This is a genomic window from Finegoldia magna (genome assembly GCF_003182075.1).
Taxonomy (GTDB): Bacteria; Bacillota; Clostridia; order Tissierellales; family Peptoniphilaceae; genus Finegoldia; species Finegoldia magna.
Window position 1 is genome coordinate 47,294 of the sequence record NZ_QGTH01000001.1, and the last position, 24,224, is coordinate 71,517.

General features: G+C 28.9%; 25 protein-coding genes and 1 pseudogene. 25 read left to right on the forward strand and 1 reads right to left on the reverse strand.

Annotated elements, in window-relative coordinates; all coding sequences use genetic code 11:
* The first annotated feature begins 8 nt into the window (after window positions 1-8).
* From DES33_RS00135 to DES33_RS00250, 25 genes and pseudogenes are all read left to right on the forward strand, one after another.
* Complete coding sequence (locus tag DES33_RS00135) at window positions 9-587, forward strand: MptD family putative ECF transporter S component (RefSeq protein WP_019132828.1); 579 nt, start codon at window positions 9-11, stop codon at window positions 585-587.
* Entirely contained in the window at window positions 588-1,298 is a 711-nt protein-coding gene (locus tag DES33_RS00140; RefSeq protein WP_110057753.1) for an energy-coupling factor transporter transmembrane component T family protein, read from the forward strand.
* Window positions 1,299-1,300: 2 nt separating this feature from the next.
* Window positions 1,301-2,791 carry an ABC transporter ATP-binding protein gene (locus tag DES33_RS00145; RefSeq protein ID WP_110057754.1) on the forward strand — a complete coding sequence of 497 codons (1,491 nt, stop codon included), beginning with the start codon at window positions 1,301-1,303 and terminating at the stop codon, window positions 2,789-2,791.
* Window positions 2,781-3,332 carry a sugar O-acetyltransferase gene (locus DES33_RS00150; RefSeq protein ID WP_035112330.1) on the forward strand — a complete coding sequence of 184 codons (552 nt, stop codon included), beginning with the start codon at window positions 2,781-2,783 and terminating at the stop codon, window positions 3,330-3,332. The genes DES33_RS00145 and DES33_RS00150 overlap by 11 nt, the downstream gene beginning before the upstream one ends.
* A gap of 42 nt (window positions 3,333-3,374) precedes the next feature.
* Complete coding sequence (locus DES33_RS00155; RefSeq protein WP_110057755.1) at window positions 3,375-4,661, forward strand: glycosyltransferase; 1,287 nt, start codon at window positions 3,375-3,377, stop codon at window positions 4,659-4,661.
* Complete coding sequence (locus DES33_RS00160; RefSeq protein WP_211305667.1) at window positions 4,658-5,530, forward strand: sugar nucleotidyltransferase; 873 nt, start codon at window positions 4,658-4,660, stop codon at window positions 5,528-5,530. The genes DES33_RS00155 and DES33_RS00160 overlap by 4 nt, the downstream gene beginning before the upstream one ends.
* 15 nt (window positions 5,531-5,545) lie before the next feature.
* Window positions 5,546-6,544, forward strand: a complete 999-nt coding sequence (gene rfbB, locus DES33_RS00165; protein ID WP_035112325.1) for a dTDP-glucose 4,6-dehydratase — start codon at window positions 5,546-5,548, stop codon at window positions 6,542-6,544.
* Entirely contained in the window at window positions 6,541-7,476 is a 936-nt protein-coding gene (gene rfbD, locus DES33_RS00170) for a dTDP-4-dehydrorhamnose reductase (RefSeq protein ID WP_051484042.1), read from the forward strand. The genes rfbB and rfbD overlap by 4 nt, the downstream gene beginning before the upstream one ends.
* Window positions 7,469-8,065 carry a dTDP-4-dehydrorhamnose 3,5-epimerase gene (rfbC, locus tag DES33_RS00175; protein ID WP_051484041.1) on the forward strand — a complete coding sequence of 199 codons (597 nt, stop codon included), beginning with the start codon at window positions 7,469-7,471 and terminating at the stop codon, window positions 8,063-8,065. Before rfbD ends, rfbC begins: the two co-directional genes overlap by 8 nt.
* Window positions 8,066-8,132: 67 nt before the next feature.
* Window positions 8,133-8,471: pseudogene (locus tag DES33_RS00180) on the forward strand (maltose acetyltransferase domain-containing protein); the annotation flags it as partial.
* Window positions 8,472-8,483: 12 nt separating this feature from the next.
* Window positions 8,484-8,684 carry a DapH/DapD/GlmU-related protein gene (locus DES33_RS09940; protein WP_110057757.1) on the forward strand — a complete coding sequence of 67 codons (201 nt, stop codon included), beginning with the start codon at window positions 8,484-8,486 and terminating at the stop codon, window positions 8,682-8,684.
* 618 nt (window positions 8,685-9,302) lie between these two features.
* Window positions 9,303-9,713 carry a sigma-70 family RNA polymerase sigma factor gene (locus DES33_RS00190; RefSeq protein WP_035110847.1) on the forward strand — a complete coding sequence of 137 codons (411 nt, stop codon included), beginning with the start codon at window positions 9,303-9,305 and terminating at the stop codon, window positions 9,711-9,713.
* A gap of 416 nt (window positions 9,714-10,129) precedes the next feature.
* Window positions 10,130-10,297 carry a hypothetical protein gene (locus DES33_RS00195; protein WP_000332792.1) on the forward strand — a complete coding sequence of 56 codons (168 nt, stop codon included), beginning with the start codon at window positions 10,130-10,132 and terminating at the stop codon, window positions 10,295-10,297.
* Between the two features lie 98 nt (window positions 10,298-10,395).
* Window positions 10,396-12,114, forward strand: a complete 1,719-nt coding sequence (locus DES33_RS00200) for a recombinase family protein (protein ID WP_110057758.1) — start codon at window positions 10,396-10,398, stop codon at window positions 12,112-12,114.
* Complete coding sequence (locus DES33_RS00205; RefSeq protein WP_110057759.1) at window positions 12,107-13,849, forward strand: recombinase family protein; 1,743 nt, start codon at window positions 12,107-12,109, stop codon at window positions 13,847-13,849. Before DES33_RS00200 ends, DES33_RS00205 begins: the two co-directional genes overlap by 8 nt.
* Entirely contained in the window at window positions 13,842-15,365 is a 1,524-nt protein-coding gene (locus tag DES33_RS00210) for a recombinase family protein (protein ID WP_110057760.1), read from the forward strand. The genes DES33_RS00205 and DES33_RS00210 overlap by 8 nt, the downstream gene beginning before the upstream one ends.
* 163 nt (window positions 15,366-15,528) lie before the next feature.
* A complete protein-coding gene (locus DES33_RS00215; RefSeq protein ID WP_110057761.1) occupies window positions 15,529-17,013 on the forward strand; it encodes a ribonuclease H1 domain-containing protein in 1,485 nt (494 codons plus the stop codon).
* A 46-nt stretch (window positions 17,014-17,059) separates the two neighbouring features.
* Window positions 17,060-17,407 carry a type II toxin-antitoxin system RnlB family antitoxin gene (locus tag DES33_RS00220; RefSeq protein ID WP_110057762.1) on the forward strand — a complete coding sequence of 116 codons (348 nt, stop codon included), beginning with the start codon at window positions 17,060-17,062 and terminating at the stop codon, window positions 17,405-17,407.
* A 93-nt stretch (window positions 17,408-17,500) separates the two neighbouring features.
* Complete coding sequence (locus DES33_RS00225) at window positions 17,501-18,025, forward strand: ATP-binding cassette domain-containing protein (RefSeq protein ID WP_227930672.1); 525 nt, start codon at window positions 17,501-17,503, stop codon at window positions 18,023-18,025.
* Window positions 18,026-18,044: 19 nt separating this feature from the next.
* On the forward strand, window positions 18,045-18,857 hold the full coding sequence (locus tag DES33_RS00230; RefSeq protein WP_110057763.1) for a hypothetical protein: 813 nt from the start codon (window positions 18,045-18,047) through the stop codon (window positions 18,855-18,857).
* 149 nt (window positions 18,858-19,006) lie between these two features.
* Window positions 19,007-19,924, forward strand: coding sequence for an ABC transporter ATP-binding protein (locus tag DES33_RS00235; RefSeq protein ID WP_110057764.1), 918 nt, complete (start codon window positions 19,007-19,009; stop codon window positions 19,922-19,924).
* Complete coding sequence (locus tag DES33_RS00240; RefSeq protein ID WP_094206110.1) at window positions 19,921-20,691, forward strand: ABC transporter permease; 771 nt, start codon at window positions 19,921-19,923, stop codon at window positions 20,689-20,691. Before DES33_RS00235 ends, DES33_RS00240 begins: the two co-directional genes overlap by 4 nt.
* Before the next feature lies 1 nt (window position 20,692).
* Window positions 20,693-21,463, forward strand: coding sequence for an ABC transporter permease (locus tag DES33_RS00245; RefSeq protein WP_227930628.1), 771 nt, complete (start codon window positions 20,693-20,695; stop codon window positions 21,461-21,463).
* 2 nt (window positions 21,464-21,465) lie between these two features.
* Window positions 21,466-21,591, forward strand: coding sequence for a hypothetical protein (locus DES33_RS09880; RefSeq protein ID WP_265334482.1), 126 nt, complete (start codon window positions 21,466-21,468; stop codon window positions 21,589-21,591).
* A gap of 232 nt (window positions 21,592-21,823) precedes the next feature.
* Window positions 21,824-23,293, forward strand: coding sequence for an ATP-binding cassette domain-containing protein (locus tag DES33_RS00250; protein WP_110057766.1), 1,470 nt, complete (start codon window positions 21,824-21,826; stop codon window positions 23,291-23,293).
* A gap of 2 nt (window positions 23,294-23,295) precedes the next feature.
* Here DES33_RS00250 and DES33_RS00255 read toward each other — a convergent pair whose 3' ends face one another.
* On the reverse strand, window positions 23,296-24,204 hold the full coding sequence (locus DES33_RS00255; RefSeq protein ID WP_110057767.1) for a DMT family transporter: 909 nt from the start codon (window positions 24,202-24,204) through the stop codon (window positions 23,296-23,298).
* Window positions 24,205-24,224: the final 20 nt, after the last annotated feature.

Here is a 24,224-nt window from a genome sequence, read left to right on the forward strand (position 1 = left end):
TGAAAAAAATGAAAAAGAGATTAACAGCAAAGGATCTAATAACAGTTGGTATAATGGTAGTTTTGACTATGGTGGCCTTTATGATAAGTGGAATTTTAGGAAATATTCCCATACTAATGCCACTCATACCTTTTTTCTTAGGAATACTTGGAGCTTTACCATTTTTAGTTGTTAGCACAAAAGTAGGAAAATTTGGAGCTATTTCAATTATGGGAATCCTTCTTGGTTTAATTGGATTCTTGATGGGTCAACATTGGATATTACTACTAAGTGGATGTGTTTGCGGTATTCTTGCAGATCTAATTATAAAATCGGGAGAATATAAGTCAAGTAACAAACTCGCAATAGGATATGGAGTTTTTACCGAATGGTCAGTCGGTTCTATGTTACCTATGTGGATTATGAAGGACGTATATTTTAGTAAATATGAACAAATAGCACCAGAATATGTTAAAGCTGTTCGACCTTTGACAGAAAACTATATGTTGATAGTAGTTGTAGCTTTAGGTTTTGTTGGAGCTTTAATAGGATATTTCATTGGTAAAAAATTATTAAATAAACATTTTAAAAGAGCAGGTATAGTATAGATGACTTTGCATAAAGAATCGTTAGCTAAACTCGACCCTAGAACCAAACTATTACTTTTGATTGTAGTAAATATTATAGTATTAAATGCATATGATTATGGTAATAGACTTTATATCAAATTTGCCTTGTTTGCTTTAACAGCAGGTTTGCTTTTATGTGAAGGCGAAGTTAGTGCAGTGGTTAAGGGGATTATTATATATATATCTGCACAACTAATAAGGATAAGTGGGATGACAGATGCTATTCCACTTGTTCTTAACATTTTTATTAATGTGTATGTTAATATCATTGCAAAAATGTTTCCTTGTTTATTTTGTGGCTATTATCTTCTAAATACTACAGAAGTATCATCTCTATTAGAAGCTTTTAGAAAGATGAAAATTTCAGAAAAAATAAATTTACCACTATCTGTTGTTTTTCGATTCATACCAAATGTAATAATGGATAATATAGAGATAAAAAAAGCTATGAGAATTAGGGGGATAAGTTTTAAAAATAGTATTTCTATTTTTAAAATTATTGAGTATAAATATATTCCCTTAATGATGTCATCTATGAAAGTTGGGGAAGAACTTACAGTTTCAGCTTTGACAAAAGGATTATCAATAGAAGAAAACAGATCATCTATTCATCGATTATGTTTTGGTAAAGCTGATTATATCTTAATGAGTATGCTTTTTTTCCTAGTAGTTTTATTTATAAGAGGTTGACCATGATAAAATTTACAAACTTAAATTTCAAATACATGAATTCTGACAAAAAATGTTTAGAAAACATTAGCTTAGAGATAAAAAAGAACGAATGCATTTTATTTACAGGAGTTTCTGGGTGCGGAAAAACTAGCATTTTAAGGCTGATCAATGGATTGATACCTAATTTTTATTTTGGTGAATTAACTGGACAAGTATGTATAGATGATGAGAACATTACAAATATGGATATAAGAGACATATCTCGCAAAGTAAATTCTGTATTCCAAAATCCAAAAAGTCAATTTTTTAATGCCATAGTAGAAGACGAATTAGCATTTAAACCTGAAAATTATAATATGAATCCAAAAGATATTGTAAAGAATATAAAAGACATCTTGGAAAAATATAAGCTTAAAGACTTTCAAAAAAGAAATCTTTTTACACTATCAGGTGGAGAAAAGCAAAGAATATGTTGCTTAACTTCTGAAACCTTTCCAGCTGAAATTATTGTGTTGGATGAGCCATCATCTAATTTGGATGTTGACTCTATAGAGAAATTGAGAGAAATAATAACAAAATGGAAAAAAGAGGGAAAGACAATAATTATTGCAGAACATAGACTTTGGTATTTAATGGGTTTAGCTGATAGAGTTTATTATATGAAAGAGGGGAAAATAGAACGAACTTTCTCGGGAAATGAATTTGAAGATATCCCATATAAAGCTCTTAAAGAGATGGGACTAAGAAGTAATCAAAATCCTAAATTAAAGTTTTATAGCAGGATAGGGAATATTACGGATAACAAAGCAAACAAATATAAAAACAATAACCTAATACAAATAGACTATTTAAAGTTTAGAGTAAAAGAAAAAGAACTCTTAGATATTAAAAATATATTTTTACCAATGAATTCTATTATTGGTATAGTTGGATTAAATGGGGTAGGTAAATCAACTTTTATGAATTGCTTTTGCGGACTTGAGAAGAAATCTAAAGAGGTTATAAAAGTAGCAGGGATAAAGATGGATAAAAAACAAAGGTTAAAAAAAAGCTATATTGTTATGCAGGATGTTAATCACCAATTATTTACTGAAAGCGTAGAAGAGGAGATGAAGGTAAACTTATCTGCTAAGTATGCTGATGGTAAGTATATAGATATATTAAAGTCTTTAAATCTATATCATTTGCTAGAAAAACATCCTATGAGTTTGTCAGGTGGTCAAAAACAAAGGCTAGCTATTGCCACAGCTATGGTATCCGATAGAGACATTATTTTTTTTGATGAACCAACAAGTGGTTTGGATTATTACCATATGCAAGAGGTGGCAAAAAATATGTTGGAATTAAAGAAAGAAAGAAAGACAATTTTCATAATAACTCATGACTATGAATTAATAGAAGAATGTTGTGAGCATATTTTATGTTTCGATAATCAAAGTAAAAGAATTATAGGAAACTTTTCAGATGAGAAAATTACAAAATTATATTTAGGAGAAAAACATGGAAGTTAATAGTAATAAGTTTAATATAAACAAAAGAAAAGATCTTTTTAAAAAAATGCTTGAAGCTGAGGATTTTTGCTATGAGTATAATTCTATTAGACCATCAAAACTATCAGAGAGAAATAAAATGCTAAGAGAATTTTTAGGGGAAGTTAATGGGAATTTTTTGATATTTTCTCCATTTAAATGCGGTGTCGGAGAAAATATAAAACTGGGAAATAACGTTTTCATTGGAGGAAACTGTACAATATTAGATTTTGCAAGTGTTACGTTTGGAGATGATGTTTGGGTTGGAGCAAATTCTGGATTTTACACTTCGGGACATGATACTGATTCAATAAATAGAATAAATGGAGAAGGGTATGCGAATCCTATACAGATAGGGAATAATGTCTGGATAGGTGCTTCAGCAACAATTGTGTGCAGTTCAAAGAGTGGAATAGAAATAGGAGAAAACAGTATTATTGCTACGGGTAGCGTAATTAATAAAAATGTTCCTAGCAATGTGTTAGTAGCTGGTAATCCTTTTAGAGTAATACGACAATTATAAGAATAAAATATAAGGTAAATTTTTTCGTTAGGTGGTAAAATAATGAAAATAACAGCTTTTGCAATAGGGTCATATGGAGATTTTTTGCCAATTTTATCATTAGGCAAGGAATTAAAATCTCGAGGTCATCAAGTGACAATTGCTACATTCGAAGAGTTTAAGTCAGTATGTGAGGATAGTGACTTGATATTTAAAAAGATTTCTGGTAATTCCAAAGAACTAGTGAGTTTATTATTAGGAAATAGCAAGAACACACGCTCGGAAGGGATTGGCGGGATAGCATTTTTACTTAATAAATATCCAGAACTATTTATGCAATTTAATAGTGCGTGTATTGGTTCTGAGCTAATAATTTATACGTTGTTTGGAGCACTATCATATCATTTTGCAGAGAAATATAAAATACCTTTAGTTAGAAGTTTTGTATTTCCATTTGATCCAACAACAAAATTTTGTTCGCTTGTTAATAAAGCAAAGCGAAATAGTATTAGTAGTTATATTTGGTACTATAAGTGTTATATTTTTTTTAATATGGGTTCTTTATCCATTGTTAATGAATGGAGAAAAAAACTTGGTCTTAGTAAATGGAATATATTTAGAAGTTATAGGAATATGAACAGAAAGAAGATAATAACGTTGTATCAATATGACACTATTTTAGCTGAACGAGACAAGAACTGGTCTGAGCATATTTTTATTACTGGGGTGTGGCGAAATTTGTCATTAAATAGAACAAATAACGATAAAGAAAAAATAGATGATTTTTTTAAAAGAAATAAAAATATAGTTTATGTAGGTTTTGGCAGTATGGTATATGATGATATGAAAAAACTGTTCGAAATGGTTCTATGCAGTATTTTAGAATTGGATAAAGACATAAGCGTTGTAATATCGGGTTCAGATTTTAGTTTTATGGATACGATGAATGACGAAGATAAATTTAGAGTTTTATTGGTAGATTATATCGACTTTAATCAATATATGCATAAGTTTAGAGCAGCTATTCATCATGGTGGCAATGGTACGGTTCATTGTTGCCTTGAATTTGGAGTTCCACAATTAATATTTGCTTTTGGAGCGGATCAATTATTTTGGGGGCAACAATGTTATGAATTAGGTATAGGACCATCTCCTATATATGTCAAAAACAAATTGAATATGGATGAGATTAAGGAGAAGGTAAATGAATTAATAAATATGAAAAAATATAAAGAAAATTCTGAGAAATTAAAAAAATATATTACAAAAGACGGGGTAAAAGTAGCGGCTAATATAATTGAGAAAAAGTTTAAGGTTGGTAATAATAAAGACGAAAGGAGAAATAAGTGAAAGGTATAATTATGGCTGGAGGATTAGGCACTAGGCTTTATCCTTTCACGAAATATATTTCAAAACATTTGTTGCCAATTTATGATAAGCCACTAATATATTATCCATTAGCTGTATTAATGAAATCAAATATCCAGGAAATATTAATCATAACTAAAAAAGAAAATCTCAATGACTTTAAAAAAATTTTGGGAGATGGGACAAAAATAGGCATTAATATTCTATATAAAATCCAAGAAAAACCAAATGGAATAGCAGAAGCGTTCCTACTAGGAGAAGGCTTTATAGGGAATGAAAATGTTATGTTGATTTTAGGAGATAATATATTCATTGGAGATAATTTAGAACATAAAATTTTAAAATCCTGTAAAAAAGTTGATAAAGGTAAGTATGGTGCAGTAATATTTGCTTATGAAGTTACTGAACCAGAAAGATATGGAGTAATAAATTTTGATAAACTAGGAAATGCAGAATGTATTGAGGAAAAACCTTTAAATCCGAAATCTAATTTCTGTGTAACGGGTCTATATATATACAATAATAAAGTCATAGACTATGCAAAAAGATTAAAACCTTCGAAAAGAAACGAATTGGAAATAACTGACATAAATAACATATATTTAGACAAAAAGAATCTTCATGTTGAAATAATTGGAAACGAGAATTACTGGTTTGATGCTGGTACATTCGAAAGTTTGTATCTTGCAAATAAGAAGGTTAGAGATATGAAAATCAAAGGAAATATGGGAATCGCATGCATAGAGAACATTGCACATAAAAAAGGATGGGTTTCTAGAATGCCACTTAAAAAGGAAACATTCGAAACAGTAAATAGTGTTGAAAATCATATCGAAATGACACAAAAATAATAAAGGACTGTTAATATGGGCAAAACACATAAAATACTAATAACTGGAGGAGCAGGTTTTATTGGATCAAACTTCATAGATTATTATTTCAAGAATAAAAATCGTGGAGAACTAATATGTATAGATAAATTAACTTACGCTGGTAAATTAGATAATATTGAAAAGTTTTTAGAAAGAGATAATTTTAAATTCTATAAAGAAGATATCTGCAATAAAAACGCAATGCATCAAATTATAAGAAACGAAAAACCTGATATCATAATAAATTTTGCTGCCGAATCACATGTTGATAGGTCAATAGATTGTTCATCTGCTTTTTATAATTCAAATGTAGCGGGGACTATAAATTTAATGGATTGCGCATTAGTTAATTCTGTTAAGAGATTCCATCAAGTTTCAACCGATGAAGTTTATGGTGATTTAGGAAAATTAAATAAGAGTTTAAGATTTAATGAAACCTCTAAAATAAAACCATCTAATCCATATTCTGCTAGTAAGGCTTCAGCGGACTTGTTCGTACTATCTTATGCAAGAACCCATGGTTTGCCAATAACTATTAGTAGATGTTCAAATAATTATGGGCCTAAACAACATACAGAGAAGTATATACCCAAAATCATTACTAATATATTGCAAAACAAGAAAATACCAATCTATGGTAATGGAGAAAATATAAGAGACTGGATACATGTTTCAGATCATTGTGAAGCATTATACCGTATAATTACGGATGGAGAAATAGGATCAATATATAATATAGGCGCTGATAATGAAATAAGTAATTTAGAAATAGCTAAAATCATTTGCGAGATTTTCAACTACGGGGATTATCATATACATTTTGTAAATGATCGAAAAGGACATGATTATAGATATGGAATAGATGCTACTAAAATTAAAAAACAACTTAATTGGAAAGCTAAAACTCAGTTTAAAGAAGGAATAAAGTCAACAGTTGAATGGTATGTTAAAAATGAACAGTGGTGGAGAAAAAGAATTGGTGATAATGTATGAATGTATTGATAACAGGAGTTAATGGCTTATTAGGAAATGCTGTAGCAAAGATTGCTTTTAGAAATAATATTCATTGCATTGGGCTCGGAAGAAAAACACTAAATGTTCAAAATAATTGTGAATATTATTCTGCTGATATTACAAATTATTCTGCACTAGAAAAAATAATTAAATACTGCAAACCTGACACAATAATTCATTGTGCTGCGTTCACGGACGTAGATTTAGCAGAAAAAAAAGAATATAAAAATAAAGTTTATGAAATAAACGTTTCTGGGACAAAGAATATTGTAGATTTGTGCAAGAAGCATAGTATTAAATTGATATTTATTTCAAGTGATTATGTATTTTCTGGAGATACGGATATGCCCTGGAAAGAAGATACAATTATAGAAGGAAAGCCTAAAAATTCATATGGTGAAACTAAGCGAATAGCTGAAAGAATAATTTGGTCATCACTGAAAAGATATTATATAGTTAGAACCTCCTGGCTATTTGGGGAAGACAAAGACAATTTTGTAACGAATGTAATTAATAAAATCCTAATGTGTAAAGAAATCTTTGTATTAAAAAATCAAATAGGAACTCCTACATATACTTATGATCTTGCTAGTTGTCTTCTATCCATGGCTAAAACTGAAAAATATGGCGTATATCATGTTACCAATTCAGGCAAATATATTAGCAAGTATGAATTTGCACTTGAGATAAATTCATATTTAGAAAGAATTTCTGATAAAAATCTAAGGACCAAAATAGTTGCAGTCAATAGTTTGGATAAAAAAATATACGCAGATAGACCTAGTAATTGTAGATTAGAGATGAAAAACTTGGCTAACAGTGGGTTTAAAGAATTACCTCATTGGCAAGAATCTTTGCACAAGTTTATTGACGAAACTGTATATAAAAGAGTTGGAGTTAAGTATGATTGATATAATGAATAATTGTGGCGGCTTTGTTGGTTTGACATTGATTACACCAGAAATCTTCCAGGATAACAGGGGTAGTTTTACAGAAATATATAATAAAAGAGACTTAGAGGAGAATGGTTTTAATAAATTTTTTGTTCAAGATAATGAAGTTAAATCTAAAAAAGGTGTGTTACGAGGGCTACATTTTCAAAAAGAGCATCCACAAGGGAAATTAATTCTTGTCACCAAGGGAGAAATATTTGATGTAGCAGTAGATATAAGAAAGAGCTCAAAGACATTTGGAAAATGGTTTGGCATACTATTATCTGAAGAGAATAGAAAACAGTTATATATTCCGGAAGGTTTTGCCCACGGATATCTTGCATTAGAAAATGAAACTATAGTGCACTATAAATGTACGGAGTATTATTACCCCGCAAAACAATGTGGAATTATTTGGAATGATGAGGATATAAAAATAAAATGGAAAGGTTTGATTTATAATAGCGACCATCCTAACGAATCAAAATTAAAAGATGAGTCAAAGATTATATTGAGCCATAAAGATATCAATAACATGAGTTTTAGAAATCTATTTGATAAGGAGTAAGAGAATGAAAAGAGAGAATAATGCTGAAGGAATTATAAACAAAAAAATAAGTTGAGGAGAAGAATTTAATATTCATGATGACCACACTTTTTTTGGAGATTTGATTAAATCTGAAGAAATATGCCATGAATTTAACAATATACCAGCCTCTCACTTTGAGGAAAGGAAAAATATTCTGAAAAAATTTTTGGGAAAAGTCAATGGTGATTTTTTTATATTTTCGCCTTTAAAATGTGGAGTTGGGTATAATATTGAAATTGGCGACTTCGTAATAATCAACAGTAATTGTAGTTTATTAGATGGAGCAAAAATAATTTTTAAAAATAACATCTGGGTAGGCCCCAATTGTGGTTTTTATACTTCAGGACATAGACTAGATTCAAAAAAAAGATTAGATGGCTGTTGATATGCGAATCCGATTGTTGTCGAAGATAATGTATGGATAGGAGCAAATTCAATCATAGTTTGTGGTGAAAAGAAAGGTATAACCATTGGAACGAATAGCGTGATAGCAGCTAGAAGTGTTGTAACGAAAGATGTCCCTCCTAATATTTTAGATGGACTGTCGGAGCTGCTAAACTTGCGATTTCGAAGCCGTTATTTGATGTTACGCTTTTAAAGAGTTTATTTTTTAACTCAAAATCTCTTTTGAAGATTTCACCTAGGGTCGCATTTACAGCTTCTGCTGTTTTAGCTTCTATTTTTACTGTCAATTCAAATCAAGTTTTATACTCTGCTAATGTTAGTAAAACAGATTCTAAAGCCTTCTTGTTTTCTCTTATTATGGCCTGTTTGCGTGGGCTTTGATAGTTTTTTTCTAAGGTTCTTTTTTGTGTTTCGGTTATTCTAGAATTTATCCAATTATAGAGTATTTTTGTGCAGGGTAAAGATTCGAAGTATAGAAAAGCAGTTAGAGTATTTGAACAAGCATAGAAACTTGGAATAACTAATTAATAAAGAACAATATTTAAAGGTATTGAATAGAAAAAATTAGATTATTAATTGATTTAACTAAAAGAATGGAGGTAAAAGATGCAAAAAAATATAATTAAAATAAAGGCACCTTTTTTCTTCAGTTTATTCTGTTTGCAAACTAGATAATTTAGTTGAAAAATTAAATATAATTAACAATATTAGAAAGAGTTTCTTTCATTTTAGAGGACTTCTCATGCCTAAGTGCAGGAGCCCTCCTTTTTTGTCTAGAAAACAAAAATAAAAAAGGATGGAGGAAACTTAAATGTCAAAAGAATATTACCTCTATGTTGGTGGACAAAAAATCAAAGTAAGCGAGCAGATATATAAAGTCTACTGGCAAGAAAGAGAACATGCAAAATATTTAGAGCGAGTGGACAAGAAAAACCACTTGCTCTTTTTTTCTTCTCTGAATCATGATGGAAACTTTGAAGATAATATAGAAGATAAGAACGTTGATGTAGAAAAAATTGTAGCTACACAAATGATGATTGAAACACTAAAAAATGCTATATCAAAGTTAAATGATGAAGAACGGGAAATTATAGAAAGACTATATTTCAATGATGAAACACTTCGTGCAGTAGCAAAGACTAAAAATATTTCACATCCAGCTTTAATTAAAAAGCGAGATAAAATTTTAGAAAAACTAAAGAAATTTATAGAAGAACTATAAATTCTGGTTACCAAAGAGGGCAAATTTTCCTTTATAAAGTGAAGGGGAATTTTGTCCTCTTTTATATAAAAAAAGAAATTGAAAGAATTTTGAACCTTGACAACTGAATAGACCAAGACAGGACATTAACCATTTGTGGAGCTTTATAATTTCTTCGCCATGACATTTCTGCTGATAAGGATTTCGGTTTAAATAAATACTCTAGTTAAAAGAAGGATAAAAGAAAACGAGCGATAAAAAGAAATTATATATTCAGCCTAGGAAACTGATGCATTGAAGCAAATGGGGATAATGATACTTCTACAGTTGTTGCCGGCTCATCTTGAAAAGGGGCGGTGGTGAAATTCCAATGTCGTGACCTACACGCCTGTTAATGTCAAAAAACTTAAAGATATTGAAGATAAGGAGAAGATATTATGTGTGATGAACATAATATAAATACAGAAATGAAAACAGATAAAAAAGATAAACAGATGATAAATCAAATTGATGGTTGGAATATAGAAGTTAAATTTAATGAAAATGGATTTAGTTTAGAAAATTTAGTAGAGGAATACATCAAAGAAAAATTTTCTGTCTATTAGGGGCTGACAAAAAATATAAGGAGCGTTATAATATTTTTGTGGAAGCCTAACCTTGGTTCGATTTATTGTATGTAAATTGAATTAAAGGAGGCTTTTTTATGTTTAAAAACAATTTAGCAAAAGAAAATTTGGCAGTTATGTATTTAAGATTATCAAAAGAAGATGGCGAAAAAACAGAAAGTAACTCTATATCCAATCAAAGAGAAATTATAAACTCTTATGCAAGAAAAAATCAAATTACAATGATCAAAGAGTATGTTGATGATGGATATTCAGGTGCAAATTTTGATCGTCCCAATTTTAAAGAAATGATAAATGCTGCCTATGATAGAAAGTTCAATACAATTATTGTAAAGGACTTATCAAGATTCGGAAGAGATTATATAGAAGCTGGAAAATATATTCAAAGAATATTTCCGGAAAATGGTATAAGATTTATATCAGTAAATGACAATTACGATAGTAAAAGTGCAGATATAAACGATACACATCTTATACTTCCTATAAAAAACTTCATCAATGATAGTTATTGCCGAGATATTTCCAATAAGGTAAAAAGCTCTCAAAAGATAAAAAGAGAAAAAGGAGACTTTATCAGTGCTTTTGCACCTTATGGATATAAAAAGTCTGAGGAGAATAAAAACAAGTTAGTGATTGATAAAGATATATCGGATATTATCAAAAATATATTTGATATGAAACTCTTGGGATATTCCTCAAAGGCAATTGCAGATGAACTAAATCATTTAGGAGTTTTAACTCCAAGAAAATATAAAGAAAGTCAAGGATTTAAGTGTAATGGATTTCAAAATACAAAAGGTGGAAATTGGTCAGCAAAGACAGTAAATAGAATTATAGAAAATGAAGTATATATTGGAAATACCTTACAAGGAAAGAGTGTTACTTTAAGTTACAAAAATAAAAAGCAGATAGAAAAAGAGAAAGAAGAATGGATAAGAGTAGAAAATACCCATGAATCAATTATAAGTAAAGAAGTTTTTACTATTGCAAATACTATGTTAAAAAGAGATTTGAATAATTCTCGTGGAAAGGACAAAATTGATATTTTTACAGGAATGCTTTTTTGTAAAGAATGTGGAAGTTCTTTGATTAGAAGGACTGTAAAGTATAAAAAAAGAGAAGAGGTTTTCTATATATGCTCAAAGTATAACAAGGAAAAATCTTGCACAAGACACAGCATAAAAGAAGAAACCTTGATAAAAGCAGTATCTAAAATAATGAAGTCCTACATTGAATTTAATGAAAATCTATATTCTAAAGTTCAGCGTATAGATATAAATAAAAATTTGAAAGACAATCAAATTCCTATACTAAAACGAGAAAAAGCGATGACAGAAGAACTCTTATCTTCCCTATACCTTGACCTAAAAGAAGATGTTATTAGTAAAGAAGAATATCAACTTTTTAGAAAAAACTATACAGAGAAATTGACTAAATTAGATGAAAGTATCGAGTATAGATTGAAAAAACAGGAATATACTAAGGAGAGGATTGACAAAAATAAGAGTTGGATCATCGACATTAACAAGTATAAAAATTTATCTGAGATAGATAGATTATCTGTTGTGATGCTCATTGATAAAATTTATATTTCTGAAGATAAAACGATAGATGTTAGGTTTAATCATACCGAAGAATTGTCTTTACTTGAAGAAATGACAAAAATGGATAAGTCTGACATTAAAGCTAACACTATAAAAAAGAAAAGTATCGATATAAGCAGGAAGTCAAAAACTATACCCACTGTTATGAATAAAAGTCTTGTAAGGGCTGAAAGTGAGGTATGCTGTGGCTAGAACAAAAAATAGGCATATATCACAATCAGAAACAGAAGTTGTAAAAGTGATTGAAAAAATATACATTGCCGGTATTTATGCTAGATTATCACAGGAAAGAAAGGAAGCTTATAGGGATAAAAGTAATTCACTTGAAATGCAGGAAGAACTTTGTATAAATGCTGCAAACGAAAAAGATATAAAGATTTTAAGAGTGTACAAGGACTATGAGTATTCTGGAACAAATTTTAAAAGACCTGCATTTATTGAAATGATGGAAGATATCCGAACAGGTAGGATAAATTGTATAATCGTAAAAGATATGTCAAGGTTTGGTAGAGAGTATTTAGAAATCTCAAACTATATCGAAAAAGTATTTCCATTTTTGGGAGTTCGATTTATTTCCGTAAATGATAATCTAGATACTAAAGACGGTATAAAATCAGATCAGAGTTATGAAATAGCAATAAAAAATATCTTCAATGATTTATACGCAAAAGATATTTCAAAGAAAATAAAAGCCTCTAAAGAAATAAAAATGAAACAAGGGTCTTTTATAGGAGCGATGGCTCCGTATGGCTATAAGGTTGATAAAATTGATGGTAAAAGAGTTCTGGTGATGGACGAACAGGCAGCAGATGTAGTAAGACTTATCTTTTATATGGCAAGTCAAAGAAAATCCAATATGCAAATAGCAAGAGAATTGACTAAAACATATACAACACCTGATGAATATAAAAGAACAGGTAAAATTTTTAAGGATAAAGACGATACAAAACAATGGGATATTTCTCATATATCAAAAATGCTTTCTGATGAAGTATATATTGGGAATTTGATTCAAAGAGTATACTCAAATAGACATGATCCAAGTAGGAAAAGTAAGTTTCGTGATAAAGAAGAGTGGATTATAACAGAGAACACCCATGAAGGTTTGATAGACAAAACTACATTTGAAAATATCAGAGATATAAAGGAGAAAAAACAAAACTATCTACCTTACCATTCACTGAAAAACATAATAAAAGACGGAAAAGAAAATGTTGGAGTAAAAATTCAAAGAGATTATAAAAAAGAAGGAAAGTATGATGACCTCATACAGTGCAGTGTTTGTGGAAGATATTTGAAAAAACGATATGGACCACGAGGACTGAAATATCATGATGAGATTTGCTATTGCTATTATTGTAAAGGTGGAGACAGATTAAACTTAGAAAAATCTCATGTAAGAATATACGAAACAGACCTCGACAAAATTTTAGTAGATACCTTAAAAAGACTGTTTTCATGCTTTTATAAAAAGGATAAAAGATTACAACTAAAAATATATTTAGAAAATATAAGTGCTGAAAAGATAAATCAAGTTTCTATAAAAACAGATGTAAATAATAAAAAGATTGCTTCTCTTAGTATCAATCTGCAAGAACAATATGAAAACTATGTTAAAGGAGAGGTTCTTTTAAGTGATTTTAAAATAGAAAGTAAAAAAATAAATAATCAAATAAAAACCTTAAAAAATGAATTAAAAGTTTTTGATGATAGAATAAGAAATATAAAAAAGAAAAAAAGAGAAATTATAGAATTTATAGATGTACTATTTTGCTGCTTGGATGCTAAAAGCATAGAAGTTGATAAAGAATTGGTTGATACATTAATTAGCCATATAGAAATATCAGAGTATAAGCAGGTTACCATATATTTTAAGTTTAAACTTGATAAAGATGTGGGAAAGCAGTTGGAGGTAGAGCATGAATAAGATAGCTATATATTTAAGACTTTCTGAAGAAGATTATCACAAAGTAGATGAAAGTGAAAGTATAGCAAATCAAAGAGATTATATAAAAAGCTACATTCAAAATGAATCATCTTTAAAAAGTTGTGAAATAGAAGAATATGTAGATGATGGATATTCTGCCACTAATACAAATAGACCTTCATTTTTAAGGCTTATTGAGGATATAAAGATTGGTAAAGTAGGAACTATAATTGTAAAAGATATGTCTAGGTTTTCAAGAGATTATATTTTGCTTGGGGATTACTTAAGCAATATATTACCATTTCTAAAAATACGATTTATTGCTATTAATGACAACTATGATTCTTTAAAAGAACAAGGTAATGGCTTAGATACAGATACACAGTTTAAGACATTGTATTATGATTTATTCAGTAAGGAATTATCTGAAAAGGTAAGAAGTTCTATTAGGCAAATTAAATCGCAGGGGAAAAATATAAATTGGGCAGCACCTTTTGGATATATTAAAGATCCTAAAGATAAACATAGTATCATCATTGATGAAAAAACAGCTTTTATAGTTAAAGAAGCTTTTGATTTATTGCTAAAAGGATATTCCTGTATTCAAGTGGCTAATATATTTAATGAAAAAGGTTATATTACACGCTCTGAACGAAAAGAAGAACTGAAACTTTCTGATTATACTGGAAATTTAATTACTGGAAGTGAGGTAAAGAAAAGAGTTTGGACAAATGCAGCTATCTCACAGATTACAAGGAACGAACTATATACAGGAGATTATGTATATAATAAATTCAAAGAAACAAAAATAGGTGGAAGAAAAAGAATTTTACTTCCTGAAGAGGAGTGGAAAATACTTCCAAATACCCATGAAGCGATTATTTCAAGAGAAGTGTTTGATAAGGTTAAGAAAATAAAAGAAAAACGAAGTTTTGGGGGATATACAGGAAACAAAAATCGTTCTATTTTTTCTGATAAGATTTTTTGTAAAGAATGTGGTAGACATATGAGTTTACGATGTGACAGTAGACAAAAGAAGAATTCAGATAAAATATACAAGTATAAAAGTTATTATTGTAATTTATGTAAAGCTGAGAAAACACCAAACAATATCAAAGAGAAAGATATTATTGAACTTATAAAACCCAAATTAAAAGATTTTAAGATACAAAACACATTAAATAAAGAGAAAGTTATAGAACACAAGAATGTAAAAGAAGAGATTTTAAAGGAAATATCCATATTAAACAGTAATTTACAAATCATTTATGAAAATTATAAAAAGAAAAATATTTCGAAAGAGGAGTATCTAAAGGAAAAAACTTTTATCAAAGATAAAAAGATATTATTGGAGAGTAAGTTGGAAGAATTGAAGTCAGAGAAGATTGATTCAAGGAAAGAAATGGATATTACAGTCTTAGACGAAGAAAGTTTATTGAAGGCTTATGTGGACAATAAAATTGATAAAATAGTTGTATCAAGAAGTGGAGAAATAGAAATTATGGAGAAGTATTAGTTTGTATAGTTGAAGTTGTAACAAAATATAAACGAAAATTTCTATATCATAAAATGACTACTATGTCAATAGTGGAGATACTATTTATTTGCTAAATGTGGTATAATACAAATATGAGCGAGGAGAAATTTATTAAAATTTAGAATAGCGGTGGTGAAAATTTATGGTGAAGAAAAAATTTTATGCAGTAAAGGTAGGTAAGACACCAGGGATATATGGCACTTGGAGTGAAGCGGAGGAACAGGTTAAAGGATTTCCGGGAGCTGTGTATAAATCTTTTTCTACTGAGGAAGATGCAATAAGATATATATCTTGTGAAGATATAAAAGAAATTAAAAGTGTATCTGATGAAACGTCTGCAATAAATAAAAAAATAGAACAGGAAATAAAGAACTTACGAGATAGAGAAGTAATTGCTTTTGTAGATGGCAGCCATTCTTTAGATGCAGATGGAAAAGAAAAATACAGTTTTGGTGTCCTTCTTTTAACCAATGAATCAGAAGACAGTCTATATAAGGCTTTTATAGATAAAACTTATATGGATTCAAGAAATATTGCAGGTGAAATTGAAGGTGTTAAACAAGCTATTTTATGGGCTATTGAAAGCAATAAACAAAGAATAAAAATTTTTTATGATTATGAAGGCATTGAAAAGTGGGCAACGAAAGAATGGAAATCTAAAGTCAAGATTTCACAGGAATATAGTAAATTCTTTGATGAGAAGTCAAAGTTGATAAATATAGAATTTGAGCATGTAAAAGCTCATAGCGGAATTGTGTATAATGAAAAAGCGGATGAATTAGCAAGAAAAGCTCTCTTGTCGCAAGGGTATAAAACATATAATGATGGATCTATCTATTTTATAGGTTTTCAAAAGCAAGATTGGCTTAATATGGTAGAATCACTCAATAATGAAATCAATGAAGAAGATATTAAAGATAAAATTAAGGTAGAAGAATCTAGTCCAAAAGATTACTTAGATAAATTGTTACTTGTGTTTGACGGTCAACGAGTGATTATTAACTGCTACAAAGGTAATAAATCTTACGTTCAAGGGAAACAGAGTTTGCTGTTTCAGAAAATTATTTCATTAGCCATTGAAAAATTACCAACAGATAATGCTGTTATAGAAGTCCTAAATACGTATCATGCTTTAACAGTAGAGAAGCCGGAGGTTGAAAATGCTTTTTCTACGTTATTGCCTAATTTTCCAATTGATGATAAAGATACAAAACTTAGAAATACTTTATTATCCGCAGTATTTAATACACTAATAACAGGCTATATGCCGGATTATACTTGTCTGGTTACACCCCTTTTTAGAGCAATGGAATTTTATTTGCATAGAATTTTAAGTGATAGGTTAGGACAGGATACAACCACACTAAAAGGAAAGAATAATTTTGGATATTTCAAACCTAATGAATTAACAAATAGGTACGAATATAATTCTTCAAAAGGGAATCTTAATAATAATCAGATAGATTATTTAAATGATTTGTATAATAGGTATAAAAAGATGAGACATCCATATTCTCATTGGTCAGAGAATTCAATGGATACTCAAGTTATAACAGATATAAAAACGGCTCATGAATTAATTTTGGAAGGCTTGCAATTTATAAATAAATATTATATAATATTTTAGCTACTTTTTTGTATAAATGATTTGAGAGGAAGGAGGAGATATTGTAATGAAACCATATTTGATAAATAGTTTAAAAAAGGATGGATTTGATGCTATAATAACATTGTTGGATTACCAAACTCAAATATCAAGATGTTTAAAATCCATTAGAATGTCTCCGAACGAAACAAGAAAACTTTTGATAGATACTATATTATGTTCAGGAATGAATGAGTATCGTTTTATTGAAACTACTTTAAATGAAGATGGAACAATTAATTTAAATCATTATAACTATGTTAATGTGGACAATGATGTACTAGAAAAAGCAAATGAGATTCTAAAATATCAACCCGCTTTTTTAAGAAATTCTGTATTGCCGGAATCACAAATAAAAAAAATAGCACAGAGTTAAATATACTGTATACCATATGACGCATCAAAGCACTTAAAGAAATTTAGGTGCTTTTTTAATATCAATTATTTGACATTGTAGGGTAAATCAACTATATTCAAGATTTTGCAAAAACAAGAAATAGCAACCGAAGGAGTAGTTCAGATTAACAATAAAAATATTTTGAATATTACAGATAGCACATATTATTCGAAAATCGGATTTGCAACACAAGACACTGGAATATTCACAGCAAGCATCAAAGACAACATATCCTTGTATGACAACAGACCTGTAGATAAAACAATCATTGAACAATTGGGATTAAATACTATGATTAATTCCAAACCAAAAGGAATTGACACTGTAATCTCCAGCGAAGACAAGTCTATCTCAGGTGGAGAAAAACAACGAATAGCCATTGCAAGACTTCTCAACGAAAACTTCAACTGTATTTTATTAGATGAATCAACATCCTCATTGGATAAAAATAGCGTAGATATTGTTGAAGAATGCATACTTTCGAAAAAAGATTTGACAGTAATAGCAATCACACATCATTTGACAAGTAAAGCTATCGAAATGAGCGATTGTATTTTAAAATTAGAAGACGGGAAACTAGTACCAGTTACAATGTAAACTAAAAGAGGGTAATGATATGGGAACTAAAAACACTTATAACAACTATCAATTTTATGAAACACCAGCATTGACTAAATATTTGGAAGAACAATCAATAAAAGGCTATAGTTTTTGTGGTGCAGTGGGAAGTTTTTTGGATATACTGAAGTTTCGCTATGATGAAAACAAAGCCCCACAATCTTATTGTGTCTTACGTAAGCGCTTGGATAAAAATATAGATGAAAAAATACAAATCATGAAAACTAATTCTCAGATCATTTATGAAAATAATGTGTATGTTGTATTTGCAAATAATTCTGAGGAGGATACGGAGTTAGAATCCATTTTAAAAAAGCAAAATGCTCTCCAAGCAGTTTCCATTAAAAAATCTGTAGCATTTATCAGTATATTATTGATTATTTCTGTGATTAGTTTGGTTTTGAATTTATTATGGTCACGAAATACAAACTTAGTGTTAAACAGTCTGAATGTGGGAGTTTGTATTTCTCTAATTATTAATTTTTTGATTTATTTTATTGGAGATTTGCACGATTATTTTTCAGGAAAAGCAGTAGTAATAGACGGGAAGCTAATATTTAATAACCGCACCAAATTAAAAGATTCGCTATTTCGACTTGGAGATGTACTTAAATTCTCAATATTATTGGTAAGTATATTTCTTAGCATAAAGGTTGTGCTACAAGCAAGTGATCCTGCTGTTACAGTTAATGTTTTAAAAATGTGGTCGATATTTTGTATTGTGGGATTTGCTTCAAGGATAAAATTCCAAAAATCATATATCGCATTGCTTTATATCGAAGTATTTCTAATAACACTTGGAGCGATATAGAATATATTGTATAGTTTGTTACAAATTGAAAATTGATTAAAATTGCGCGATTAATTTCGCGTTTTTTTATTGCATATTTGTTATAGGAAATTGTTTTTTTTAGGATATGCTCTATAATTATATTTGAGAGTATAATTATGGAGCGAAATATGATAGAAGTAAACAACCTGAAAAAAGATTATGAAATAGTTAAGAGAAAAAGTTTATTAAACAAAGAAAAAACTATCGTGAATGCAGTTAAGAAGATTTCTTTTGAAATTGAAGATGGAGAAAGAGTCGGACTCATTGGGCTTAATGGAGCTGGAAAGACTACTACGATTAAAATGATGACTGGAATTTTGTATCCAACAGATGGTTTTATAAAAGTGAATGGATTCACTCCGTCTGACAGGAAAAAGCAATTTTTGAATGAAATTGGAGTATCAATGGGACAACGTTCGTGTATGTTTTACGATATTGATGTGATAGAATCTTTCAAGTATTTTAAAGAAGTTTATGAAATTTCAGATAAGGATTTTGAGGAAAGATTACAAGAATTTGATAAAGTCCTTGGACTTTCACAACTTTTACATACTCCTGTAAGAAAATTGTCTTTCGGTCAGAGGATGAAGTGTGAATTGGCAGTGAGCCTTATTCATTTGCCGCGAACAATATTTTTGGATGAGCCTACTATTGGTCTTGATGTTGTGGTTCAAGAAAATATATTTGAGTTTTTGAATATGATAAACCAAAAATACAATTCTACGATCATATTGACCACACATGAGATAGAAAATATAGATAAATTTTGCCCTAGAATTATAGTATTAAATCATGGAGAAGTGATTTACGATGGAAGGTGCAATAAATTTTTGGATAGGGATAAGTACAGAAAACTAACCGTATCTTCAAAATACGTTAATTATTTGAAGGATTTTAATCCAGACATCGACAATGAGAAGGCGACAGCTTTATTGACAACCGATCAGTTAAATAGTGTTGATATTTCACAATTTTCTAAGTCTGAATTTACTATCGAAGAATTGAGCTTGGAAGATGTTTTGAAAACTAAATTGAGGGTTGAATGATGAAATTATTTGCTTGTTCTCTAAGAATTGCTCTGAAAAAGATGTTTGCTTATCCAAATGAAATAATCATGATATTTTTTCACAGCCTTTTCCAATTATTGTCGACGATTTTGTTTTGGGTTGTGTTATTTGACAATGTAGAATCTTTTGGATACGACAAATCTTTCATATATTTGTTGGCAATGGTCGGGATGTTATCTTCAGCTATTGAAGAAATGTTTTTCGGACTCAGAGATTTTGAGTGGTTAGTGCGTGACGGAAGTTTGGATAGGTATTTGTATCGCCCTCAAAATACTTTGTTTATGATAATGATAGAAAATATTCCACTTGTTGCATTCATTGAGCAACTCTTGCTTGGAATTGTTGGAATATTTTTGGTAGTAGTGAAATTTGATATCGCGATTTCTTTTGTAGCTGTATTAAAGATGATAATTCTTTTAATAATAGGGAACGTGTATTATCAAACGATTTATGCGACAATAACGATGCTGAGTTTAAGATTTGAAAAAATATCGACATTAAGGGATTTGATTTTCAATTTTAATTTTTCAAAAAATTATCCCACTACAATTTTTCCGAATTTTTTGAGAAAATTTCTGACTTATGTAGTTCCTGTTTCATTGATAGCATTTGTTCCAACACTAGCTTTAAGCGGAAAACCTACTAGACATTTTCCTCTAATATTAATTTTTTTAGCAGTGAGCTTGATGATTTTATACATTGTGTACAATCGTGGACTTAGAAGATATTCTTCAAATGGAGGTTAGAATGAAAAAATACTTGCAGTCTTTGAAAATAGAATACCTAAATTCAAAAGAATACTTTATTTCTTTTGTTTCCTCCATATTTTATATACCAATTACAATAATTGTTTATTATTTTTTGTGGAAATTCATAATGAAAGAACAAGCTGATATTGCTGGAATGAATTTTGATGATGTGATTGCGTATTTCATGACGATTTTGGTAGTAAAAAATTCAATATCAAATACAATGGCTGAAACTTATTACATATTTCAAGATATAAATTCGGGAAATATTGATACTCTGATAACTAAGCCAATTTATTATCCTCTTACTAGATTTTGCATATCTATAGGAAGAGTTGTAATATCAATGCCTTTGGGGATAGTTTTTTGGATAGCAGTTCAGTTGTATTTCAATAAGTTTTCATTTGCATCGCTTGGTTATTTTATAATATCCTTGTTTCTAGGATTTTGTTTGATGTTTCAAGTATTATGCATTTTAGGATTACTAACATTTTGGTTAAAATCTGTACTTAGTCTCAGAGATATTTTCTGGTATATTCTGGCAATATTTTCAGGAGAAGTAGTTCCCTTAGCGTTTTTCTCTGGGAAATTTGAAATTATACAACACAATCCACTTGCCGGAATTTATTATATCCCTGCAAACATAATTAACTCAAACAATATGAGCTTGTTGATATTAGAACAAGTAATTTACATCGTGATTTTTTCCATAATAATTTATTTTATGTGGAGAAGAGGAATAAAACATTACGAATCACAAGGCGGGTAAATATGATTTTGATATTAAATAATATATATGATAGGATTAAATTAGCAATGGAGGTGGGTTTATTTATGTTTACAGTATTAAGAGAAGGTGGCAGTGGCGGAGAAGATAAATGCCCAAGAAGAGCTTAAATATTGAATTGTAAAAAAGAGAAAGCAAAAATGAGCGAATATTCTTAAAGTTGGTTTTATATCTAATTTTTGAGAATCAGTTCAAAATGTTTCCTTTTTTTATAATAAATGAAAAGATTTATAATAAATTGTAATTATGAATCTATAAATTATTTGAATAAATTATATTTTTTGTTTGAATTGTCAAATGAATTTGGTTTTTACATAGAAAACCCATTGGAGATGATAAATAATGTTGAAATTAAAAAGATATGTTTCAAATAAAAGGCTTGCTATTTATTGTTTGATAAATGGTCTATTAAAAATTTTGTTTTTAGTATCTCCACTTGTTGCAAAAAAGTTTATAGATAATGCAATGAATAAAAATTTTAATAATATGTTGATTTTTGGACTGATAGATGTTTTCTTATTTTTATTAACTCAGGTTGTATCTTATATATTTGATATTTTCAGTAAAAAAGTAGAAACATCAGCAATATCTAATATTTTCAAAGAGGTAAATGAAAATTTGGATACATATAGAGTAAAAGAACATTCAATTAATAGAGATAGGATTAATCAAGAAATAACAAATAATCTTACATTAATAAAAGGCTTTATTGTAGATATACCTGTTAGTATTGTATTTTCTGTTATTACTATGATAGCAATATTTTTAATAATGTTAAAATTGTCTATTAGCTTAGCATTAGTTATGATAATTGTAGTCCCAGTAGGTGCATATATATCATATAAATTAGGTTATTTGATTTCAGATTATTCGGAAAAGGATTTAACGAATAATAGAGATATTAAGGGATATCTGCTAGATAAATATTCTATTACAAAGTCAGAAAGACTTTTAAAAAAAAAGCAGATGTTTGATATAAAAATTTTATTAGAAAATTATGAAAATACCTTAAATAAAAAATATAAATTAGAATCTCTTGTAAATAATATGATGATTTATTTTGTTTTAAATGGTGTAATAATTTCTATGTATTTGATTTCTGGATATTATGTGTATAGAAATATGATTACAATAGGTACTTTTTATGCTACACAACTTTATGTGTCTAGATTTTGGACACCAGTAGAATATTTGTTTGACATAAGAAATCAATATTTAACAGCAAAGCCAGCAATAAATAGTTTTTTGAATTTTATGGAAGTAAAAAAAACAAGATACAATTATGATATTATAAAAGAAATAGAATTGGTGAATTTTGAATGTTTGAGTAATAAAGGGAAAGTATTAAATGAAAAAATTTCTATGAAATTTGATAATAAAAATATAAATATAATTTCTGGAGATAATGGTGTAGGAAAAACAACTGTGATAGAATCTATTTTGAATTATACTGATAGATACAATGGAGATATATTAATAAATGGAAGAATATTAAAAGAGAGCTACTATGATATGGTGTACATATCATCTGATTATAATATATCTAATTTTGGATTGTTATCTGATAAAATAAATTTTTCTTCTGGACAAAAGAAAAAAGCACAAATAGAGTTAGCATTAAATACGGATAAGAGTGTTTATATAATAGATGAACCTACTAATTTTTTAGATGAAGAAAATAAAATCAAAATAGCGAATATGATAAATGAGTTGTATTTTAAAAGGAAAATAGTGATTTTGATTACGCATGATAGCGAAATTATTAATATGATAAAAAATAAAAAAATGTATTTTTTAAAAAAATCTGCATGAGATTATACTCGTGCAGATTTTTCATTTATTAGCATTCTTTGTTTTCTTCGATTGTTTATGAAATTAATTAAAGCTCCACTGAATATTAAAATATATCCAATTATACTCAAATAATCAGGAATTTGATGTAAGAATAAAAATCCGAACAAACCTGTAAAAATTATCGTCGAATAATCAAACACTGAAATCTCAGAAGCAGGAGCGAATTTGTAAGCTAATGTAATTCCAAATTGTCCGATAAGGGCTGCAAGTCCAACACCTATAAGAGCATGAATTGATGATGTTCCCATTGGAACAAAATTAAATATCATAAAAGGAATACATACTATACACGAAAATCCTGAGAAAAACGCAACGATAAACGAACTATTAACTCCTAGAGTGTTCAATTTTCTAACGCAAGTGTAAGCTCCACCTGCGCAAATTCCACCCAAGATTCCTATTAAATATGGAAGAATTTCGTGGATTTGTAGTGTAGGTTTTACGACGAATAAAACCCCTACAAATGCTATCAAAATCGAAATTATGTGTTCTTTCCTCAAATCTTCTTTTAGGAAAACCCAAGACAAAATCAATGTCGCAAATGGAGCTAGTTTGTTGAGAACTGATGCATCAGAAATAAAAAGATGATCCAACGCGTAATAATTACAAAAAATTCCTGCAGTACCCAAACTTGCTCTCAAAATCAAAGTTTTCCATGGGATTGATTTAACATCGTGAAGTTCTTTTACTTCTTCTTTTTTATTTGATTTTAGTAAAAGCGCGAATGCCACCAAAAAAGCAATCAAATTTCTGAAAAAACTTTTTTGTATAGTTGGCAAATCTCCAGCAAGTGGTATGAATAAATTCATAAGAGCAAATCCAAATGCTGATAATAATATTGCTATAATACCTTTAGTTCTATTATTCATTTATTACCTCCGTATTAATA

What these genes read in the sequence shown, in the direction of transcription:
- DES33_RS00135 (WP_019132828.1), top strand. Translation starts at nt 9, where the DNA reads ATGAAAAAGAGATTAACAGCAAAGGATCTAATAACAGTTGGTATAATG.
- DES33_RS00140 (WP_110057753.1), top strand. Translation starts at nt 588, where the DNA reads ATGACTTTGCATAAAGAATCGTTAGCTAAACTCGACCCTAGAACCAAA.
- DES33_RS00145 (WP_110057754.1), top strand. Translation starts at nt 1,301, where the DNA reads ATGATAAAATTTACAAACTTAAATTTCAAATACATGAATTCTGACAAA.
- DES33_RS00150 (WP_035112330.1), top strand. Translation starts at nt 2,781, where the DNA reads ATGGAAGTTAATAGTAATAAGTTTAATATAAACAAAAGAAAAGATCTT.
- DES33_RS00155 (WP_110057755.1), top strand. Translation starts at nt 3,375, where the DNA reads ATGAAAATAACAGCTTTTGCAATAGGGTCATATGGAGATTTTTTGCCA.
- rfbB (WP_035112325.1), top strand. Translation starts at nt 5,546, where the DNA reads ATGGGCAAAACACATAAAATACTAATAACTGGAGGAGCAGGTTTTATT.
- rfbD (WP_051484042.1), top strand. Translation starts at nt 6,541, where the DNA reads ATGAATGTATTGATAACAGGAGTTAATGGCTTATTAGGAAATGCTGTA.
- rfbC (WP_051484041.1), top strand. Translation starts at nt 7,469, where the DNA reads ATGATTGATATAATGAATAATTGTGGCGGCTTTGTTGGTTTGACATTG.
- DES33_RS00190 (WP_035110847.1), top strand. Translation starts at nt 9,303, where the DNA reads ATGTCAAAAGAATATTACCTCTATGTTGGTGGACAAAAAATCAAAGTA.
- DES33_RS00195 (WP_000332792.1), top strand. Translation starts at nt 10,130, where the DNA reads ATGTGTGATGAACATAATATAAATACAGAAATGAAAACAGATAAAAAA.
- DES33_RS00200 (WP_110057758.1), top strand. Translation starts at nt 10,396, where the DNA reads ATGTTTAAAAACAATTTAGCAAAAGAAAATTTGGCAGTTATGTATTTA.
- DES33_RS00210 (WP_110057760.1), top strand. Translation starts at nt 13,842, where the DNA reads ATGAATAAGATAGCTATATATTTAAGACTTTCTGAAGAAGATTATCAC.
- DES33_RS00215 (WP_110057761.1), top strand. Translation starts at nt 15,529, where the DNA reads ATGGTGAAGAAAAAATTTTATGCAGTAAAGGTAGGTAAGACACCAGGG.
- DES33_RS00220 (WP_110057762.1), top strand. Translation starts at nt 17,060, where the DNA reads ATGAAACCATATTTGATAAATAGTTTAAAAAAGGATGGATTTGATGCT.
- DES33_RS00230 (WP_110057763.1), top strand. Translation starts at nt 18,045, where the DNA reads ATGGGAACTAAAAACACTTATAACAACTATCAATTTTATGAAACACCA.
- DES33_RS00235 (WP_110057764.1), top strand. Translation starts at nt 19,007, where the DNA reads ATGATAGAAGTAAACAACCTGAAAAAAGATTATGAAATAGTTAAGAGA.
- DES33_RS00240 (WP_094206110.1), top strand. Translation starts at nt 19,921, where the DNA reads ATGATGAAATTATTTGCTTGTTCTCTAAGAATTGCTCTGAAAAAGATG.
- DES33_RS00245 (WP_227930628.1), top strand. Translation starts at nt 20,693, where the DNA reads ATGAAAAAATACTTGCAGTCTTTGAAAATAGAATACCTAAATTCAAAA.
- DES33_RS09880 (WP_265334482.1), top strand. Translation starts at nt 21,466, where the DNA reads ATGATTTTGATATTAAATAATATATATGATAGGATTAAATTAGCAATG.
- DES33_RS00250 (WP_110057766.1), top strand. Translation starts at nt 21,824, where the DNA reads ATGTTGAAATTAAAAAGATATGTTTCAAATAAAAGGCTTGCTATTTAT.
- DES33_RS00255 (WP_110057767.1), bottom strand. Translation starts at nt 24,204, where the DNA reads ATGAATAATAGAACTAAAGGTATTATAGCAATATTATTATCAGCATTT.